General features: G+C 71.4%; 10 protein-coding genes and 1 pseudogene. 6 read left to right on the top strand and 5 right to left on the bottom strand.

The window, feature by feature from the left end:
* Positions 1-1,116, bottom strand: coding sequence for a glycoside hydrolase family 43 protein (locus tag ABZ078_RS13290; RefSeq protein WP_356574663.1), 1,116 nt, complete (start codon positions 1,114-1,116; stop codon positions 1-3).
* Positions 1,117-1,387: 271 nt separating this feature from the next.
* Between ABZ078_RS13290 and ABZ078_RS13285 the strand changes: the two genes are divergently transcribed.
* The 5 genes and pseudogenes from ABZ078_RS13285 (at position 1,388) to ABZ078_RS13265 (ending at position 8,255) form a co-directional block, all read left to right on the top strand.
* Positions 1,388-3,526: an autotransporter gene (locus ABZ078_RS13285; RefSeq protein WP_356574661.1), complete on the top strand. Its 2,139-nt coding sequence runs from the start codon at positions 1,388-1,390 to the stop codon at positions 3,524-3,526.
* Between the two features lie 111 nt (positions 3,527-3,637).
* Positions 3,638-4,540 (top strand): annotated as a pseudogene (locus ABZ078_RS13280) (DUF2332 domain-containing protein); the annotation flags it as partial.
* A gap of 16 nt (positions 4,541-4,556) precedes the next feature.
* On the top strand, positions 4,557-4,748 hold the full coding sequence (locus tag ABZ078_RS13275) for a hypothetical protein (protein WP_356574777.1): 192 nt from the start codon (positions 4,557-4,559) through the stop codon (positions 4,746-4,748).
* Positions 4,749-4,828: 80 nt separating this feature from the next.
* Positions 4,829-5,752, top strand: coding sequence for a homocysteine S-methyltransferase (mmuM, locus tag ABZ078_RS13270; protein WP_356574659.1), 924 nt, complete (start codon positions 4,829-4,831; stop codon positions 5,750-5,752).
* A gap of 232 nt (positions 5,753-5,984) precedes the next feature.
* Entirely contained in the window at positions 5,985-8,255 is a 2,271-nt protein-coding gene (locus ABZ078_RS13265) for a serine hydrolase (protein WP_356574657.1), read from the top strand.
* Positions 8,256-8,489: 234 nt separating this feature from the next.
* Here the strand turns inward: ABZ078_RS13265 and ABZ078_RS13260 are convergent, their stop codons facing one another.
* Entirely contained in the window at positions 8,490-9,974 is a 1,485-nt protein-coding gene (locus ABZ078_RS13260; protein WP_356574655.1) for a penicillin-binding protein 2, read from the bottom strand.
* A gap of 174 nt (positions 9,975-10,148) precedes the next feature.
* Positions 10,149-12,020, bottom strand: coding sequence for an ABC transporter ATP-binding protein (locus ABZ078_RS13255; protein WP_356574653.1), 1,872 nt, complete (start codon positions 12,018-12,020; stop codon positions 10,149-10,151).
* Positions 12,021-12,338: 318 nt separating this feature from the next.
* On the opposite strand from ABZ078_RS13255, the gene ABZ078_RS13250 reads away from it, so the two are divergent.
* The gene (locus tag ABZ078_RS13250; RefSeq protein WP_356574651.1) at positions 12,339-13,394 is read left to right on the top strand and encodes a LacI family DNA-binding transcriptional regulator; all 1,056 of its coding nucleotides are present in this window, start codon (positions 12,339-12,341) and stop codon (positions 13,392-13,394) included.
* A 120-nt stretch (positions 13,395-13,514) separates the two neighbouring features.
* Here the strand turns inward: ABZ078_RS13250 and ABZ078_RS13245 are convergent, their stop codons facing one another.
* Both ABZ078_RS13245 and ABZ078_RS13240 read right to left on the bottom strand, forming a co-directional pair.
* Positions 13,515-15,098, bottom strand: coding sequence for a carboxylesterase family protein (locus tag ABZ078_RS13245; RefSeq protein ID WP_356574649.1), 1,584 nt, complete (start codon positions 15,096-15,098; stop codon positions 13,515-13,517).
* Between the two features lie 127 nt (positions 15,099-15,225).
* The gene (locus tag ABZ078_RS13240; protein WP_356574647.1) at positions 15,226-16,473 is read right to left on the bottom strand and encodes an alginate lyase family protein; all 1,248 of its coding nucleotides are present in this window, start codon (positions 16,471-16,473) and stop codon (positions 15,226-15,228) included.
* Positions 16,474-16,486: the final 13 nt, after the last annotated feature.

Here is a 16,486-nt window from a genome sequence, read left to right as displayed (position 1 = left end):
TCAGGCACCTTCCTTGGCCGTGTCGGCGACCGGGATGCCGAAGTCGGGCGTGCCGTCGGCCTTCCAGCCGAGCTTCTGGACGCGGGTGTGCCGGTTGGGGTCGTTCAGCGGGTCGCCGTTGATCTCCTTGTACTGGCGGGCGTGGTAGACGAGGACGTCGGTGCGGCCGTCCTCGGCGACCGTGAAGCAGTTGTGGCCGGGGCCGTACTGCTTGGTGGTGTCGTTGCTGGTGAAGACCGGGGTCGGCGACTTGGTCCAGCTCATGGGGTCCAGGAGGTGGCTGTCGGCGTCGGCGGTCAGCAGACCCATGCAGTAGTTGTGGTCGGTGGCGCTGGCCGAGTACGTCATGAACAGGCGGCCGTTGCGCTTGAGGACGTACGGGCCCTCGTTGACCTTGAAGCCGATGCACTCCCAGTCGTACTCGGGGGTGCTGAGCCGGACCTGAGGGCCCTTCAGAGTCCACGGGTTCGCCATCTCGGACAGGAAGAGGCCGGTGTTGTTGTCCATGCCGGGCTCGTGCTGCGCCCAGGCGAGGTAGCGCTTGCCGCGGTGGGTGAAGGTGGTGGCGTCCAGGGAGAAGGTCTCCCAGGCCGTCTTGACCTGGCCCTTCTCCACCCAGGTGCCCTTGAACGGGTTGGGGTGGGCGTTCTCCAGCACCCATATGCGGATGGCCCACACGTCCTCGGCGGGCGCGGAGGCGAAGTAGATGTACCACTTGCCGCCGATGCGGTGCAGTTCGGGCGCCCAGATGTGCGCGCCCATGTCGCCGGTGGGGTGGGCACGCCAGATGACGGACTCGTCCGCCGTACCGAGGCCGTTCAGGGTGCGGGAGCGGCGCAGGATGATGCGGTCGTACTCGGGGGCGGTGGCGGTGAAGTAGTAGAAGCCGTCCTTGTGCCGGTGGATGTGCGGGTCGGCGCGGTTGCGGACGAGCGGGTTGACGTAGGGGGCCGGCCTCGGCCGCTTGGAAGAAGTCGCCGTCGCGGGGGCGGTGGCGGCTTCGGCGGCGCCGGGGAGGGCGGGGACGGCGGCCAGGGCACCGGCGGCTGCGGCGCCCATCAGCAGCAGTCTGCGGCTGGGGGGTTGGGGCAGAGCGTGGTCGCGGTCGCGGCTCATGCGGAGGGGCCTGCCTCTCACTGGGGGACACACGGCGTTGTCTGATGCGTCGTTCGACATGTCGGCCGTCCGGCATTTCGAACGCCATCTGTCATTACGAACGCCGAAAAGGTAAGGGGGAGACACGAGGAGGTCAACGGGTCTGACGGTATGAACGCGGACCGGCCCTGGAAGGACGCCGGTACCCGTCCTCGCGCACACGGCACGGCACCGGCTCGGCAGCCGCCGTTTTTTCTGTTATCGGCCGCCCTCGGATCGTGTCTCCGGTCATGTGCGCAGCCTCACCCACACCACAGCAGCGGCCGCGGGCGTCCTCGCGGCGGTCGCTTCCCTGGTCACCGCTCCCCCGGCGGTGGCCGCCGACGCCCGGGACGTCACCGCCGACGTGCTCGCCGACCGGGACGTGACGCTCAGCGGCGACACGGTCGTCACGGTGCCGCCCGGGACGACGACGTACGACGGCGTGTTCCGGGGCGAGGGCACGCTCACCGTGCGCGGCCGCGGAACCCTCGTGCTCACCGAGGACAGCGACTTCACGCTGCCCGCGTCCCGGCAGCGGCAGCGCGTGCGGATCCAGGGCGGCAACCACCCGTACGTCACCACGACCGACCCGGACCCGCCCGCCGTCACGGTCGAACGCGGGGCGACTCTCCAGTACGGCAACGGCGGTACGACCGGACTGATCGGCCACTTCCCGTACGGCACCCCGGCGTTCCGGCTCAACCAGAACAACATCCGGGTCGACGGCACCCTGCGCCTGTCCCTCACGAGCGCCTACAACCTCGGCACGATCAGCGGCTCCGGGCTGATCACCCAGCCCCGGTTCCTCTGGGGCACCTGGGACCTGGCGGGCACCCACTCCTTCTCCGGGGTGATCGACAACGGCACCCAGACGAACGCCGGACGGCCCGAGTACGCCACCTCGCTGCCCGACGTCCGCAAGGTCCTCAACCAGGGCACCTGGACCGTGGACACCCCGCTGGGGCGGACCGTCACCATGGGAATGGACTTCTACCAGCGCGAGTACGGCAGCGACATCAACGTCCAGTCCCGGCCGGGCGGCAAGGTCGTCCTGACCGGGCAGTACAGCTGGTCGGACCGGGGCGGGGACGCCAACCCCTCACTCAGCGACCCGTCCCTGAACTGGACGCCCGCGCGGAAGAACGTCAACAAGCGCGGCACCAACATCAAGGGCGCCGACGTCCAGTGGGGCGACGGGACGACGAACAAGATCTTCATGCCCGGCACGGCGGAGACGGTCTACATCAACCTGCTGGCGGCGCGCTCCCGTTCCCGCCTCACGTTCGACTACAACGGCCCCGTGACGCTGGGCGCCCCCATCGGCGGCGGCAGGTTCCACGACACGCTCGCCGCGCCCGGCGCCGGGGACATCGTCGTCAAGGGGACGAAGGGCAATGACGTCACCTTCGCCGCCGTCCAGTACTACGACGGCTCGACGACCGTCGAGAAGGGCGCCGTGCTGCGGCTCGGCAACGGCAGGTCCGGCGGCGACGGCGGGCTCTACACGCGGGGCGACCACTACAAGGTCGTCAACAACGGCTCGCTGGTGCTGAACAACACGAGCAAGGCCCTGTCCCTGTCCCGGATCAGCGGCAGCGGGTCGCTCACGCAGGCGGGTGCCGCGCCGACGACGCTGACGGGGAGCGCGGTGACGTACACCGGCACGACCACCGTCAAGAAGGGCACGCTGGCGCTGCGCGACGGCGCGACGCTCGCCCGCAGCAGGGCGATCCGGCTGACATCGGCCAAGTCCCGCCTGGACGCGGGGGCTTCGGGACTGCGGGTGGCCACGGCGCTGACCGGCAACGGCACCGTGAAGGGCGCGGTGACGAACGACGGTGTGGTGGCGAGCGGTCTGACCGTCGCCGGGAACTACACGCAGTCGGCGGAGGGCGAACTGGTCCTGCGGGAGGGCCCCTTGACGGTGACGGGCACGGTCCGCCTGGCCGGCGACCTGGACCTCGCGTCCGTCGCGACCGCGACCGAGCCCGCCGCCGAGAAGATCACCGTCCTGGAGCACAAGGGGCGGTCCAGGACGACCGGCACCTTCACGGGCCTGGAGGAGGGCGAGAGGCTTCAGCTGAACGACACCACGTACCGGATCAGCTACCGGGGCGGCGACGGCAACGACGTCGTCCTGACCGCCGTCACCCCGAGCCCGTCCCCCGCCGCCGACAGCCCCCGCACGGCCGCGGGCACGCTCACCTCCCCCGGCACCCCCACCGCGAGCAACGCGAGCAGCGGACTCGGCTGGTGGCCGTACGTCCTGGCCGCGGGGCTGCTCGTCGGGCTGGCGGCACCGGCGACGAGGCTGGGCCGGGGGCGGGGACGGGGGCGCGGACCGGGCCGGGGCGGGCGCCCGGGAGGGCGGCACGCGGCGCGGGGGTAGGGCTGCCCCTCCCCAGGGCCGGCCGCGAGGACGGCGTGCGTGCCCGGGGTCGTGTCATGACGACCCACCACGAACAGGCCGACGACCCAACCCCTCGCTAGAATTACCGGAATGCCGAGACCGACCGCAGAAAGCGCCGTGCCCGCGGGCAGGGGCCGCACACTCGCTCAGAGGTACCGGCACTTCGGCGAGGTCGATGCCGCCGAGACATCGCCGCTGTACAAGCGCGGCGCCGTCGCCCTGAGTGAGTCCGCCGAGGCGCTGCGCGCCATCGAGGCGGCGCCGGCCCGCAAGCGGCACCCCACGGTGATCCTCGCCGCGCTGCACGACCTCGCCCTGGCCGGACGCGCCCCGGCGCTCGCCGCGGCCTATGCCGCGGCGGACGGCGCCGCCGCCGCCGGCGCGGCGATCGACACACTGCTGCGCATGACCGACTCGGTCGTGGACATCGCCGTGCGCCGGCGGACGCGGACCAACGAGACCGGACGCCACGGCGTGCTGTATCCGGCCGTCGCCGAGGCGGCGCACCGGGTGGGCGCGCACGCGGTCGGGCTGATCGACGTGGGGTGTTCGGCCGGGCTCAACCTCAATGTCGATCGCGTCGGCATCACCTACAGCAACGGACAGTCGCTGGGCGACCCGTCGTCTCCCGTGCGATCGTCGTCTTCGATCGTGGGAGACCGGCCCGTCCCGACGCGGGCGATGCCCGAGGTCGTCGCCCGGGTCGGCGTCGACCTCGATCCGGTCGACGTGACCGACGCGGACGAGGCCCGATGGTTGCGCGCCTGCGTCTGGCCGGATCAGCCGGAACAGATCGCGAGGCTCGAAGCGGAGCTGGCGCTGGCGGCGACGTCCCCTCCGCTGCTGTTGCGAGGTGACGCCGTCGACGTCCTGCCCGACGCCGTCGCCCGTGTGCCCGCGGACGCCCTGCCTGTCGTCACCACGACGTGGGCGCTGTCGCACTTCCCACCCGAGAGCCGCCTGCGCTTCCTGAACCGCCTCGACGAAGCGGCGGCCGGGCGGGCGGGCGGTGGCGTGGGTGTCGGCGGAGGGGGTCGGAGTCGCGCCGACGATACCGACACTCGGCGATCGCCGCGCCTCGGGCCACAGCATCATCGGTCTGGCGGTGTTCGACCATTCGACTCTGCGCGCCGAGGCCGTCGGCCGCTGCTGGTCGCGGGGCCGCCTGCTGGCGTGGCTGGCGGGCTCCCAGGCCCTGTAGTCACCAGGGCGGCCCGACCACCCGGGCCGTAGCTGTCGCGGATGGCGGAGTGCCGCCCCGCCTCGACTACCGTCTCCCTCATGACCAGCACCCTCGCTCTCGCCGAAGCCCTCGCCGCCGGGACCGTCGTGCTCGACGGTGGCATGTCCAACCAGCTGGAGTCCGCGGGGTACGACCTGAGCGACGAGCTGTGGTCGGCGCGGCTGCTCGCCGAGCGGCCCGAGGCGATCACCGAGGCGCATCTGGCGTACTTCGAGGCGGGGGCGGACGTGGCGATCACGTCCAGTTACCAGGCCACCTTCGAGGGCTTCGCCAAACGCGGGATCGGACACGAGCGGGCGGCCGAACTCCTCGCCCTGAGCGTGGAGCTGGCGCGCGACGCCGTGTCGCAGGCACGGGCCGAGGGCATCGCGCGGCCACTGTGGGTCGCCGCGTCCGTCGGCCCCTACGGGGCGATGCTGGCGGACGGCTCCGAGTACCGGGGGCGGTACGGCCTCAGCGTCGACGAGCTGGAGCGCTTCCACCGGCCCCGCCTGGAGGTGCTGGCCGGTGCCCGGCCCGACGTGCTGGCGCTGGAGACGGTCCCGGACGCCGACGAGGCCGAGGCGCTGCTGCGGGCGGTGCGCGGGCTCGGTGTCCCGGCCTGGCTGTCGTACTCCGTCGCCGGTGACCGGACGCGCGCCGGGCAGCCGCTGGAGGACGCCTTCGCGCCGGCCGCCGACGCCGACGAGGTGATCGCCGTCGGCGTGAACTGCTGCGCCCCGCACGACGTCGCCGGCGCCATCGAAACCGCCGTACGCGTCACGGGCAAGCCCGTCGTCGTCTACCCCAACAGCGGCGAGGCCTGGGACGCCGAGACCCGTGCCTGGGACGGCCGTTCCTCCTTCGCCACCGAGCAGGTGCGGGCGTGGCGGGCGTCCGGGGCCCGGCTGATCGGGGGGTGCTGCCGGGTGGGACCGGAGGCGATCGGGTCCATCGCGCGTACGTTGGCGGAGGCGCGGTAGCCGCGCTGGCGCCACGTCAGTTCCCGGTCATACCCGACTGCGCTCGCCGACCGTCGTCGAACGCTGATCGGTTACGCTGGCCGCGCCGCCGCGTGACGATCGCCGACCGGACCCCTGGGGGGGCCGCGGATCTCCCGGCGAAACCACCGGCATCTGCGTCAGGACGCGTGACGTGCCCGTCCGCCCGTCCTGTGGGACGCATGTGTCGCGAGCGCGCACGAAGGAGACAGCGATGGCGGACCGAACGCCCGACACCAGCGTCCTCGACGAGGACGACCCGCCGACGGGATCCTCCGGCGCGGGACGGGATCCGGGCCCGGGTTCAACCGCCACGGACAGCGGCCGGCCGTCGGGAGAGCCGACGTCGTCGGAGCCGACGCGGGCGGAACCGGCGGACGAGGCGGAGGAGTCGGAGAAGCCGGAGAAGTCGGCGGCGGAGGAGCGGGAGGAGTCTGAGGGGCCGGCGGAGGCTGAAGGGCGAGAGGAGTCCGACGCGCCGGAGGAGCCGAAGGACGCTGTCGGTGAACCGGCGGTGGAGGCGGGCGAGGTCGATACGGGCGCCGCTCCCGCGGGAGCCCCGGCCCCGGACGCCGAGGACGACGCCGACGAGCCCTTGGACGCCGAGGACAACGCGGCGCCCGACGAGAACGCCGAAGCAACCACCCAGGACAACAGCACGGCACCGGACAAGTCCACCGAGCCGGCTGCCGATGACACCGACACGGCACGGGCCCAAAACGCCGAAGCGACCGCCGAAGACGACGAGACCAAGCCCGACGAGGACACCGAGCCGGCCCTCACAGACACCACCCCCGCAACCGACGACACCACGCCGGACAAGAACACCGAACCGGCCCCCGAAGACGACAACCCTGCACCGGCCGAAGACTCCGAACCGGCTCCCGCCGACGAGCTGGAGCTCGGCAAGGACGCGCCCTCGGAGTCGTCCGAGAGCACGCGGACGGTCGCGTTGCGGACGCCGGAGGACGTCACCGGGGCCGGGGCCGGGGCCGGGGCCGACAGGACGATGGCGCTCAGCGTCGCGGACCTGCCGCGCGTCGAGCCGACCGCTCCCCCGGCCGCCCCTCAGGACGCGCAAGGCGGACAGGACGGGAGGGACTCGAAAGGTCAGTCCTCGCAGGCCCCGGCCTCACAGGCCCCTGCCACGCAGTCCCGGCCCTCGCCTCCGCCCCCCGCCTCACCCATCGACCTGCTCGCGCAGCTCACCAACACGCCGCCGCCACCGAACACTCCGGCCCGCACGATCCTGCGCAGGGTCAAGATCTGGTCCCCCGTCGTGGCGCTCCTCGCGCTGGCCATGCTCGTCGTCCAGGTGGTCCGCCCGTTGCCCGAGCCGAGACTCGTCATCGACGCGAACGCGGCGTCGTTCACGGTGGGCGGCGGCACGTTCAGCATGCCGTGGCCGGAGAAGGGCCAGGCCGCGGTCATGGTCGCGGGCACGGGCGCCATCGGGACGTTCGGGAAGCAGAAGCCCGTCCCGACAGCGAGCGTCGCCAAGATCATGACGGCGTACGTGGTGCTCCGCGACCATCCCCTCAAGAGGGACGAGCCGGGCCCGAGTGTCACGGTCGACGCCCGGACCGTGCAGGAGGGCAAGTCCAAGGACGAGTCGCGCATCGAGGGGCTGCGGGTCGGGCAGAAGTTCAACCTCCAGGACATGCTCAAGATGCTGATGATCCCGTCGGGCAACAACGTGGCCCGGCTGCTGGCCCGATGGGACACGGGCACGAAGGACGAGGCCGCGTTCGTCCGGAAGATGAACGAGGCGGCCAGGTCGCTCGGCATGAAGAACACCACGTACACCGACCCCAGCGGCCTGGACGAGGGAACCGTCAGCACAGCCGTCGACCAGCTCAGACTGGCCGAGGCGGTCATGAAGTCCGACTCCTTCCGCGCGGTCGTCGCCATGGCCAACGCCGACATCCCCGGGGGCGGGCGCATCTACAACAACAACGCGCTGCTGACCGAGCCCGGGCTGAGCGTCAGAGGCATCAAGACCGGCTCCAACACCCCCGCCGGGGGCACGCTGTCCTGGGCGGCGTACAAGACGGTGGACGGCGAGGACCGGCTGATCCTGGGCACGATGATGGACCAGCACGTCACGGGTCCGGACCCCAACGGAGCGAACAGCCTCCAACTGGTGCAGGACAACAGCGAGAAGGTCATCAGGGCGGTCCGGGAGGCGCTCACCTCGGCGACGGCGATACGGAAGGGCCAGGTGGTCGGACACGTCGACGACGGTCTCGGCGGCCGTACGCCGGTGGTGGCCACGCGGGACCTGAAGGTGGTCGGGATACCGGGTCAGAAGCTGACGCTCACCTTCCGCGACGGCCGTGCGGACATCGTCGGCGGGATGAGGGCCGGGACCGTGGTCGGCGAGCTGACGCTGGACGGTGTCGCGGGGGCGCAGCGCGTGCCGGTGGCGCTGCGGTCGGATCTTCGGGAGCCGTCTCTCGGGGCGAAGCTGACGCGGATCGGCTGAGGCGAGCCGGCGTCCTCCACCAGGACCGCCCAGGCGAGGCCCCCGGTCGCCCTGGTAGCCGATCATCCAGGCGTGCGTGCGCGGTGCGATCAACAGGGCTGCCGGAAAGGGTCACGGGGGCCGGATCAGGGGCTGGAACACCGGTGGGGCCGGATGGCTCCCCTTCTCCATTTCTTTCATTTCGCCATGGGGGGGGGAGCCATCGGCGTCCGGTGTTCTTCACCTCACTTCAGCTCACTTCAGCAGGACCGCCTGCATCACGTCCCGCGCGATGGGGGCGGCCAGACTGCCACCAGAGATGTCCTCACGCGAGATGTCCATGTCGGTCGGGTCGATGAAGACGGCCACCGCGACGGACTGACCGTCGGGCTTCACGCCGTAGGACACGAACCAGCCGAAGGGGACCTGGTCGCGCACATTCACACCGCGCTGGGCCGTTCCGGTCTTGCCGCCCACCGTGATGCCGTCGATCAGGGCCCTGCGGGCGCTGCCCTCCTTGGCGGTGTGCTCCATCATCTCCCGGACCTTCTCGGCCGTGGACTCGGAGACGGCCTCGCTCATGACCTGCGGCTCGTGCTCCTCCAGCGTGCTCAGATCCGGGGACCGCAACTGGTCGACGATGTAGGGCTGCATCACCTTGCCGTCGTTGACCAGCGCGGCGGTCACCATGGCCATCTGCATCGGAGTGCTGGTGAGACTGCCCTGGCCCATGCCGGTCAGCGCGGTACCGGGCTTGTCGAGGTCCTCGGGGTAGAGGCTCCTGGTGGCCCGCAGGTCACCGAAGTCGGAGGAGTAGACGTCCTCGTTGAACCCGAACTTCTCGGCCGTCTCGCGCATCTTGTCCGCGCCCACCTTCACGGCCGCGTCGAGGAAGACGTTGTTGCAGGAGTACTGCATGGCCGTCTTCATCGACGCCTTGTCGCACACGCCGTCCCCGGCCTCGCTGCCGATCTTGTTGGTCGACTGCGGCAGTTGGTACGGGGAAGCGGCGTCCGAGGCGGCGTCGATGTCCGTCACCACGCCGTGCTCCAGCGCCGCCGCCGCGGTGAGGACCTTGAAGGTCGAACCGGGCGGGAAGGTCTCGCGCAGCGCGCGATTGGCCAGCGGCTTGGCCTTGTCGGCACCGAGCTTGCGGAACCTCTCGCTCTCCTTGAGGGAGTTGCCGGCGAACACCGAAGGGTCGTAGGACGGAGTCGAGACCAGGGCCAGCACCTTTCCGGTGCTCGGGTCCAGTGCCACCACCGAACCGCGGGCACCGAGGCCCGTGAGGCCCTTGTATCCGGCCTCCTGCGCCCTGGGGTCGATCGTCGTGATGACGTCTCCCCCACGACGTTCCTTTCCGGTGACGACGTCCGTGAAGCGCTCGAACGCCAGCCGGTCGTCCTGGCCGCTGAGCACGCTGTCGTACGTGTTCTCCAGGAAAGTCATCCCCATGGCCTGGGACGCGTATCCCGTGACCGGCGCGTACATGGGACCGTTCTTGTACGTGCGCACGTACTTGAGATCCGATCCCTCGGACTCCACCGAGTCCGTGACGGCCTTCGCGCCCACGATGATGTCGCCGCGAGCCGTCGCGTACCGGTCGATCAGCACGCGCCGGTTCTCGTCGTCGGTGGCGAGTTCGTCCGCCTCCACGTACTGGAGCCAGTTGGCCCGGATCAGCAGCGCAAGCATCAGCAGGCCGCAGAAGATTGCTATGCGTCTCAGCGGCTTGTTCACGCGGGAGCACCTCCAGCGGCGGGCCCTCTCGACGACACTGCCCGGGTGAAGGTCGGAGTCGGAATTACCATGGCAGAACCATAGTTGAGCGCGTTGGCACATTCTCTGTCGACGGATCAGGACCGGCCCAGGATCCGGGGAGGAACTCCGGATCCCGGACCGGGTCTTCTCGTCTCAGCCGATGTCGGCTTGCGACCCCGCGCCCGGGGCGGGGCCCAGGTCGACGCCGAGGAAACCGCCGGACTGCCGAGTCCACAGCGCGGCGTAGAGACCGCCGCGCGCGAGCAGGGCCTGGTGCGTGCCCTCCTCGGCAATCCGTCCCTCGTCCAGGACGACGATGCGGTCCATCCGTGCGATCGTCGAGAGCCGGTGCGCGATCGCGATGACGGTGCGGCCCTCCATCAGCTGGTCGAGGGTGTCGTGGATCGCCGCCTCGACCTCCGAGTCCAACGCCGAGGTCGCCTCGTCGAGAACGAGGATCGGCGCACCTTTGCAGATCGCGCGGGCGAGCGCGATCCGCTGCCGCTGGCCACCGGACAGCCTCACGCCACGCTCACCGACGTGCGCCTCGTAGCCGACGCGTCCCTGCGGATCACGGAGCTGCGAGACGAACCCGTCGGCGGCCGCCTTGCGTGCCGCCGCTCTGATCGCCTCGTCGTCGCAGGCATGGCCGCCGTAGGCGATGTTGTCACGGACGGAACGATGCAGGAGCGCCGCTTCCTGGGTCACCATCGCGATCTGCCGGCGCAGGCTCTGCTGAGTGACCGCGGTGATGTCCTGGCCGTCGATCTCAATCGTCCCCGCTTCCGGTTCGAAGAACCGAAGCAGCAGGTTGACCAGCGTGGACTTGCCCGCGCCGGACCGACCCACCAGGCCCACCTTCTCACCCGGGGCGATGTCGAGGCACAGGCTGTCGAGGCCGCCGTCGCCCTTGCCGTAGTGATGGCTGACGCCGCTGAAGCGGATCCCGCCGCCGCGTACGCGCAGCGCGTCGGCGCCGGGCCGGTCGGCCACCGCCAAGGGTTGCGCGATCGTGCGCAGCGCCTGCCGGAGCGCACCCACCGAACCGAAGAGGGCGGACACCCCGTCGAGCAGCCACTCGGCCATCGAGGTGATCCGAAAGCTCAACGTCAGTGCCACCGCGACCAGACCGAGCGGGGCCGCGCCGGCCTGCCACAGGGCGATGCCGTAGCCGATCAGCCCCACCATCAGCACACCGCTGAGGGCCATCATCCCGACGTTCATGGTCACTTCGAGGCGTTGGACGGCGACGTGGGCCCGGCGGGCCGCTGCGAAGACCCGTCGGCTCTCCCGGTCGTCCTCGGCATGGTCGGCGAAGAGTGCGAGGGTGTCGCTGTTGGCGTACGAGTCGACCAGCAGACCGGTCAGTGCCGACTCCGCGTCCTGCAACCGTTGTGAGGCCCGGCGATGGCGCGGCACGACGTACACCATCAAGCCGGCGTACAAGGCGATCCAGACCCCGAGCGGCAGGACCAGCCGTGGGTCGGCCGACGACATCAGCCAGACGGATCCCACGATGTAGGCGGCGACGAAGGCGAGCGTGTGGATGATGGTGTAGGCCGAGGTGCCGGCGGCGGCGCCGCCGTCACGGACCCAGGTGGCGACGCGGCCGGTGTGGTCGTCGCGGAACCATCCGACGGATTGCCGCGAGACGTGCCGGTGGGCCCGCCAGCGCGCCAGGGCCTGGGCGTTGGTCCGGAAGGCGATGTCGTCCAGGGCCTCTTTCAGCAGGTGGACGAGAGGCCGGGCGAGAAGCACCACTGCCGCGATGATGAGCAGTTCGGCGCCCTGGGTGTCCCAGAACCCGGCGGGTGAGGTGGCGGCAAGAGTGTCGACCAGCCGGCCGGAGTAGCCGATCAGCCAGACCTCGACGCCGGCTGCCACGACGGTGAGCGCGAGGCTCGCCGCCACGACGGTACGCAGCGGCCGGAACTCCTGGACGAGGAACGACCACACACCGGCCGACGGGGTGCGCGGCTGATGGGGACGGAAAGGATCGACGGCGTTCGCAAGGAGACGAAACACGCATGCCCTCCCGGGCAGACAGGAGTGGGATCGTCAGAGGAAAGGGGCCGAACGCAGGCCCCACTCGGGTCCGGCGCTCAGCGCGGGAAAGTGCCGAGTGTCCTCATCAGTCGATCTCCTTCGCGGCTCGTCGCTGCCGCGAGCCTATTGCCCCAGGCCGTCTGACGCCACCGAGTTGAACCGCCCGGTCACGCCATGCCGGGTCTCGTCCCCGCGCTTCATCCACTGCTAGCCTCCCTTCGGGAACCGGTTGCCGACGTGTTGCCGCAGGTTCTCCAGGGGGTGGGCGAGGGTGCCCGGGAGAGGGGCGAGGCTGGGATGACCAGGAAGAGCGAGGTCGCGGGGCGCAGCACCATCCGGGACGTGGCGGCCCGGGCGGGGGTGTCCGCGTCGACCGTGTCACGGGTGCTCGGCGGGGTGTATCCGGTGAGCGCGTCGACCCGCGCGCGCGTGCAGCGTGCGGTCCGTGACCTGGACTACGTCGCCGACGCGCGCGCCAAGGCGGTCGCGGGGGTCGGCACGCCCACGCTGGCGTTCGTCCTGGAGGACATCACGGGGCCGTCGTTCGCGCACATGGCGCACGGCGTGGAACGCGAGGCGCGACGCCTCGGGCATCTGTGCCTGGTGTGCACGACGGAGGGCGACGTCCAGCACGAGGTGGAGTTCGTCGAGATGATGCGCGCCCAGCGCGCCGCCGCCGTGATCCTGGTCGGCGGCGGCGCCGACACCCCCGAGTACCGCGAGCGCACCCGCCGTATGGCCGACTCGCTGGCGTCGGCGGGCTCCCGGCTGGTGCTGTGCGGACGCCCTGCCCTCGGCCCCGGGGCGCCCGTGACCGTCATCGAGTACGACAACGAGGGCGGCGCCTACGCCCTGGTCGCCCACGTCCTCGCTCAGGGCCACCGGCGGGTCCTGTTCCTCGGCGGCAAACCCGACCACACCACCGCACAGGGCCGTGAGCGCGGCTATCTCGCCGCCCACCGGGCCCGTGGCCTGGAGCCGGACCCGGCACTGCTCCTGCACGGCGACTTCACCCGCGACGCCGGGCACCGTCTGATGCGCGAGGCGCTCGGGCAGGGGCTGGAGTTCACGGCCGTGGTCGCCGCCACCGACATGGTCGCCGCCGGCGCGCTCACCGCCCTGCACGAGGCCGGCCTGGACGTGCCCGGCGACGTGTCCCTGGCCGGCTACGACGACATCCCCTTCGCCCGCGACCTGCACCCGGCCCTGACGACGGTCCACGTCCCCTACGAGGAGCTGGGCCGCCTCGCCGTGCGCACCGCGCTGGGCCGTACCCCGGAGGACCCGGACGAGCACCTGCTGCTGGGGACGCATGTGGTGGTACGCGACTCGGTCGCACCGCTCGACGCGTAGCGGTCCCCTGCGGCCACGCTTCAGGTTCGCGGGTCCTGCGGAACGCTGACCGCGGCGGTGGTTCCGCGGCCGTTCCAGGACCCGGATGTCCACCACACCAGCCGGGCGGGGTGACCGTCGTCAGTGGCGTCGGACCGCGCCGGGGAGGCGCAGCCGCCGTACGACTGACCGCAGTTCCGTGCCGCGTGGGGGCGAACCGTCGGTGAGGGCCGCCGAGGCGGGTGTGGGCTCCGTGGGCGGGACGGTGGCAGCCCACAGGGCGAGTTCGGCGTCGCGGGGGCCGTAGGCCGTGTGCGTCTCGCCGTCGCCGAAGACGCGCACCGGATGCGAGTCGTCCCACGCCTGCCACCCGGGGTCGCCCTCCACCGTGAACCGCACCCACGCCCCGTGCATCTCGTCCGCCAGCTCCTGCGGGGCGCCCTCGCCGGCCAGCTTGCGGGACTCGGGGACCTCCCCGGTGTCGAAGACGAAGCCGAGCTCCAGCGCGTGGCAGGAGCCGAGGTCGGGGAGGTTCGAGGGCCAGGCGAACTCGTACACGTACGACGACCCGGGGCGGGCGTCGGCCAGGCGGTGCAGGGGGCGGCGCAGCAGGTGGTCGGTGACCATCTGGCCGACGATCTCGGCGGTGCCGGCCTCGGGGTGCAGGGCGCGGTAGCCGCGGGGCACGTCGGCGCCGGCGTGGCAGCGGGCCATGGCACCGGCGAGGGCGACCGCGCCGAGCTTGTCGACGCGCTCCAGCAGGCCGCCGGGGACCAGCCACAGCCGGTACTCGTCGCGGGTCCAGCCCGTCATCAGGTCGACGCCGCTCGCCGCGTCGCCCTCCGTCAGGGCCTGAAGGGGGTCGCGGGGGACGATGTCGCCGTCGACGACGATCCCGAAGGCGGGCCCGCCCAGCACGGGGCTGCTGAGCCTGCCCACCTCGGCCTGGGTGCGCAGCAGGAGCTCACGGTCGACCTCGGCGAAGGCGGCGGCGGTGGCGGGGACCCTCAGCCGGGCGGCCATACGGCGCACCATCCGCCGTACCTTGTCCCACTCGGCGGCCTCGGGCGGCCCGCTCTGCAGGACCGCCCGCCGGACCAGGCCCTGGGCCTGCGGGGCGGCTATCAGGGCGCCGATGCTGATGGCGCCGGCGGACTGGCCGGCCAGGGTGATGCGGCCGGGGTCGCCGCCGAACGCCGCGATGGACTCGTGCACCCACGTCAGGGCGGCGAGCTGGTCGCGCAGACCGGCGTTGGCGGGCGCGTCCGGGAACAGGCCGTAGCCCTCCACACCCAGTCGGTAGTTGACCGAGACGCAGACGACGCCGTCCCGGGCGAAGGTGCGCCCGTCGTACACGGGCACGCCCGAGGAGCCCCTGGTCAGGGCGCCGCCGTGCAGCCACACCAGGACCGGGAGCCGGGCGCCGGGGCCCGGCTCGGGGGTCCAGACGTTGAGGTTGAGGCAGGCGTCGCCGGGCACGACGGGGTCGGACAGGTACTGCGCGAACGCCTCGGAGTACGGCGGTTTCGGCGCGGTCGGCCCGAAGGAACCGGCGTCGCGCACGCCGTCCCAGGGTTCCGGCGGCACGGGCGGCCGGAACCGGCGGGGACCGAACGGGGGCGCCGCGTAGGGGATGCCCCGGAACACCGCGACGCCGTTGTCGTAGCGGCCCCGTACGGCACCGTACGGCGTGCTCACCACGGGGTCTGCCTGGACTGCTGTCATACGTCCACCAGCCTCCTCACCGCGCTCGTGCACCGTGAAGATCAGAGCACTTCATTGTGGCTCGTTATTCCGGTGCACGAGCGGGTGTGAGGGCTGTTCGGGTTACCCGGCTACGCGGGGTACGCGGTCACTTGGCGTACATCAGCGTGCCGAACCCGAGCTGGTCGAAGCCGCCGCTGGTGGATCCGTAGTCACCTCCTCCGCCCTCGGGGGCGACGGAGAAGCACATCTGCGCGATGTACTTGTCGTCGAGGAGCAGGCGCCGGCCGTAGTGGTAGTGGAGCATCGCCCACACCGGGCGGACCTGGCCGCGGGAGCCGGAGCCGATCACGGTCTGTGACTGCTGGGCGCAGTTCTGGCCGCTGCCCCAGGTGTAGGTGGTGTAGGGCACGTTCATGTCGAGGTTGTACTTGGCGACGTACTGGGCCGCCTTCATGAACCGCCTTCCGTCGTAGGAGTACAGGTCCTCGCCCTGGTTCCAGGCCATCTCGCACAGGGCGCCCATCTGGCCCATGCCCATGACGGTGTGGCCCTGGTCGCGGCCGGACTCCTGCCACTGGCCGAGGTCGTAGCCCTCGACGTTGGGGTACAGGAAGGGGACCGCGCGCCGGATCGACCCGTTGCCCCCGCCGTTCTTGAAGTAGGTGACGGCCTGGTCGTACTTGGCGCCGTCGTCGCACAGGATCCCGATGGCCATGATCGAGGCCATGTTGCACAGGTCCCAGTTGGCCCAGTAGTTGGTGATGCAGGCGTCGTTGTGCTCGCGGAGGAACCGGTCGTTGAGCGGGTAGAAGACGTTGAGCATCATCGTCTTGAACCGGTTGAGGTCGAACCCGGCGTAACCGCGCATGAGTTCGGCGACGTTCGCGAACTGCCAGCCGTACAGCCCGGCGGCCAGGTACCGGTCGGCGTTGCCGGTGATCTCGGTGAGTGTGGACGACCATGCGTTGAGGATGCGCACCGCGCAGTCGCCGTTCGCGGCGGTGCCGCCGACGTGCCAGCGCAGCGCGTTCTGGTAGGCGGCGTGGATGTCGTTGTAGAGCTGGGGGTAGTTCTGGCCGTCGCCGCCGCGGATGATCGTGGCCGTGGGGCGGGGCGTCCAGGTGGACTGGGAGTGGGAGTTCGCGGTCAGCCGGTTCCAGCCGGACCGCCAGGGGTCGTCGCCCGCGGCGACCCGGACCTTGGCGCGGTTGATGTCACCCCAGTTGTGCAGCATGCCGGGGTGGGTGAAGGTCGCCGGGGCCGCGTCCGCCGTGGTGGCGGTGGCGGTGGCGCCGAGGGCGAGGGCCGCGGTGAGGCCGCCGGCGGTCTTCAGCAGACCGCGGCGGCTCACTTCGCCGCTCTGGAGGTGTGTGTGGGGGGAAGTGCGGCTCATGTGGTGCACTCCA

Source organism: Streptomyces sp. NPDC006385 (assembly GCF_040612485.1).
Classification (GTDB): domain Bacteria; phylum Actinomycetota; class Actinomycetes; order Streptomycetales; family Streptomycetaceae; genus Streptomyces.
The sequence above is the reverse complement of the archived record's forward strand: the minus strand, read 5'-3'. Positions and strand labels throughout refer to the sequence as shown.